This is a genomic window from Curtobacterium sp. MCBA15_016 (genome assembly GCF_001865105.1).
Lineage (GTDB): Bacteria > Actinomycetota > Actinomycetes > Actinomycetales > Microbacteriaceae > Curtobacterium.
The window spans coordinates 4,428-5,471 of record NZ_MJGR01000053.1; the positions used below are offsets into that span (position 1 = coordinate 4,428).

The window sequence follows — 1,044 nt, forward strand, 5'->3', positions numbered from 1 at the left end:
AGGACCTCGGCGACGAGCCCGGCGTTCTGCGGGATCGAGACCTCGACGACGATGTCGACACCGTCGGGGGCGATCTCGCGGATCCGCGCGGCGGCGTCCTCGTCGCGGTAGTTCACCGTGTGGTGCGCCCCGGCGGCGGTGGCGAGCGCGGCCTTCGCGTCCGAGCTGATGGTGGTGACCACGGTGGCGCCGGCCCAGCGTGCGAGCTGGATCGCCGCGTGTCCGACGGCTCCCGCACCGCCGGCGACGAGCACCGTCTTGCCGTCGAGGGCTCCCGGAGCGAGCCGGTCCGGACCGTGCTCGTGCGTCGTGAGGGCACGGTGCGCGGTCATCGCCGGCACCCCGAGCGAGGCGCCGACGTCGAAGCTCGTGCCCTCCGGCAGCGGGACGGCACGGGCAGCGGGCACGACGGTGTACTCCTGGGCGGTGCCGGTCGGGCGACTCGCAGCCGCCATGTACAGCCAGACGTGGTCACCGACGGACAGTCCGTCGACACCCTCGCCGACCGCGTCCACGACTCCGGCGCCGTCCTGGTTCGGCGTGATCTCGGGGAACGGCAGGCCGTCGCCGTACGTGGCGCCGGCGCGGGCCTTCCAGTCGGTCGGGTTGACACCAGAGACGACGACACGGACACGGACCTCGCCAGGACCGGGATCCGGGAGCGGACGCTCCTCGAGGGTCAGGACGGACGAGTCACCGGGCTTCGAGTAGACGACTGATCGCATGTCCCCAGGCAACCACGGCGGTCGCGCGGGGATTCCGGGGGCGTTCAGCGAGGCCGGGTGTCGTACTGCTCGCGGGAGACCGCGACGTCGTCCATGTGCGATGTCGCCCAGTCCTCGAGCGGCTTCAGCACCTCGCGCAGAGATCGGCCGCGATCGGTCAGCTCGTACTCGACGTGCGGCGGGATCTCGGGGAAGACCGTGCGGGTGACGAGTCCGTCGCGCTCGAGCGCCCGGAGCGTCTGCGTGAGCATCTTCTGCGAGACGCCCTGCACGCGGGTGGCGATCGCCGAGTAGCGTGCCGGGCCGTCGGCGAGGGTGC

The 1,044-nt window shown here is 72.4% G+C and carries 2 protein-coding genes; both read right to left on the reverse strand.

Annotated features, from left to right (window positions below; genetic code table 11):
- Positions 1–725 (reverse strand): NADPH:quinone reductase (locus BIV03_RS17055; protein ID WP_071296536.1); only part of this gene is annotated, 725 nt, incomplete at its 3' end.
- A gap of 44 nt (positions 726–769) precedes the next feature.
- A partial coding sequence (locus BIV03_RS17060; RefSeq protein ID WP_071296534.1) for a helix-turn-helix domain-containing protein occupies positions 770–1,044 on the reverse strand: 275 nt, incomplete at its 5' end.